2 protein-coding genes and 1 pseudogene are annotated in these 1,820 nt (G+C 63.0%); 2 read left to right on the top strand and 1 reads right to left on the bottom strand.

Annotation, left to right across the window (positions count from 1 at the left end; all coding sequences use genetic code 11):
- A partial coding sequence (locus H288_RS35805) for a helix-turn-helix domain-containing protein (protein WP_026605486.1) occupies positions 1-186 on the bottom strand: 186 nt, incomplete at its 3' end.
- Between the two features lie 54 nt (positions 187-240).
- On the opposite strand from H288_RS35805, the pseudogene H288_RS33435 reads away from it, so the two are divergent.
- Positions 241-782 (top strand): annotated as a pseudogene (locus H288_RS33435) (DDE-type integrase/transposase/recombinase); the annotation flags it as partial.
- A 507-nt stretch (positions 783-1,289) separates the two neighbouring features.
- Positions 1,290-1,730 (top strand): Hcp family type VI secretion system effector, encoded by a 441-nt coding sequence (locus H288_RS0131860; protein ID WP_020096593.1) that lies wholly within the window; start codon positions 1,290-1,292, stop codon positions 1,728-1,730.
- Positions 1,731-1,820 lie beyond the last annotated feature (90 nt).

Genomic DNA, 1,820 nt, shown 5'->3' with positions numbered 1-1,820 from the left:
CCAGTGCTTGACCGTGTTCTTCGAACAGCCGAGCTCGGTCGCGATCCGCTTGGCACCCCAGCCCAGCGCCTTCAGCCGCACCATCGCCGATACGTCGTCCGGCGTCTTCATCTCGGCCCTCCGCGGATCGTCCGTCCGCTGAAGAGCCTGATCTTCGTTCCTGATCATCTCGACCTCCTCGCTCATCGAGGGGGTCAGGTCCTCATGGCGTCAGGGGGTCAGTTTGCCGTGTCGCCTGACATGAAGGTGCTCGGCTGGGGCTGGTACGACCTCTCGACCGTGCTGGATGACTTCTCGCGCTACATCGTGGTGTGGAAGCTGTGCGCGACGATGCAGGCCAGCGACGTCACCGCCACGCTCGACCGCGCGCTGGCAGCCGCCGGGCTCGACCACGTGCACGTGGTCAGCGGCCTCGGCGGCTCTCCGACAACGGGCCGAGCTACGTCGCGGGGGATCTCGCCGACTGGCTCGGCAGCCGGGGCATGACCCACATCCGCGGTGCGCCCCGCCATCCTCAGACGCAGGGTCAGATCGAGCGTTGGCACCCGACGCTCAAGAACCGCATCCGGCTCGAACACGCCGACCTGCCCGGCGAGCTGGAGGCGCGGGTTGCCGCCTTCGTCGAGCCTTACAACCAAGCTCGGGCTCACGAGAGCCTGGGCAACCTCACCCCCGCCGACGTCTACTTCGGCCGCGGCGAAGCCATCCTGCAGGAGCGGGCGCGGATCAAGCGCCAGACCCTTATGGACCGCCGCTTGCGCCACCACGCGCAGGCTGCCTAACCTCTCAACCCAGGTGGACCAGAGCCTCCCTTCCTGAGGGTCCCAAATCGTCTCAAATCATCTGACAACGGACATCAGGCCATTTTCCTTACCAACCGTCCGGATGGTTCGGCCATTTCTGGCCAAACGTCCCGATCGAGCGTTATCAAGGGCTTAGCCATTCCTTGGACCTGTTCCAATTCGGACCGTATTGATTTCACTAGCTGCCACAGTCGCTTGAACCACTTAAAAAGTTCGGCCATTTTTGGCCAAGCCCTTGGCCATTCTTGGCCAAAAATATCAACCGCTGATGGACGCGCCTGAAGACCCGATTCAGAGGATAAAACGATCCACCTGATAGATCAGGCGCTTGAGCTGAAAAAGAAAAAATAATTTCGCCCCAGAACGGCTTGGCACGAACTCTGCCATGTATTCCCCGCGAGGCCGGAACACAGCGCAGAACACCGGGCATAATCTAACCGGACCTGCGGATCGACCACCACCGGCCCCGGATCATCGGGGAAGACCATGCCGACACCCGCCTATATCTCGATCGAGGGCGCCACCCAGGGCAACATCACCCAGGGTGCCTTCACCGAAGCCTCCGTGGGCAACATCTGGCAGGAGGGCCACGAGAACGAGATCCTCGTCCAGGCGATCGAACACCGCGTCACCATCCCGCGCGACCCGCAGTCGGGCCAGCCCTCGGGCCAGCGCGTCCACCTGCCGTTCAAGTTCACCGCGCCGCTGAACAAGGCGACCCCGCTCCTGTACAACGCGCTCACCTCGGGCGAGATGCTGACCAAGGTCGAGGTCAAGTGGTTCCGCACCAGCTCGGCCGGCAAGCAGGAGCACTTCTTCACCACCCGGCTGATCGACGCGACCATCATCGACATCGACGCCCAGCTGCCGCACTGCCAGGACGCGCGCAACGCCGACTTCACCCAGCTGATCGCCGTGTCGCTGTGAATCGCCCCGGGATTTTCGGAGGCTCCAACTCTTGAGAGACTGGAGCCATGACGAAGCATACCCCACCCTTTTCCCCTGAGGTTCGCGAGC

It is taken from the genome of Methylobacterium sp. 285MFTsu5.1, assembly GCF_000383455.1.
Taxonomy (GTDB): domain Bacteria; phylum Pseudomonadota; class Alphaproteobacteria; order Rhizobiales; family Beijerinckiaceae; genus Methylobacterium.
This window is presented reverse-complemented; position numbering and strand designations above follow the sequence as displayed.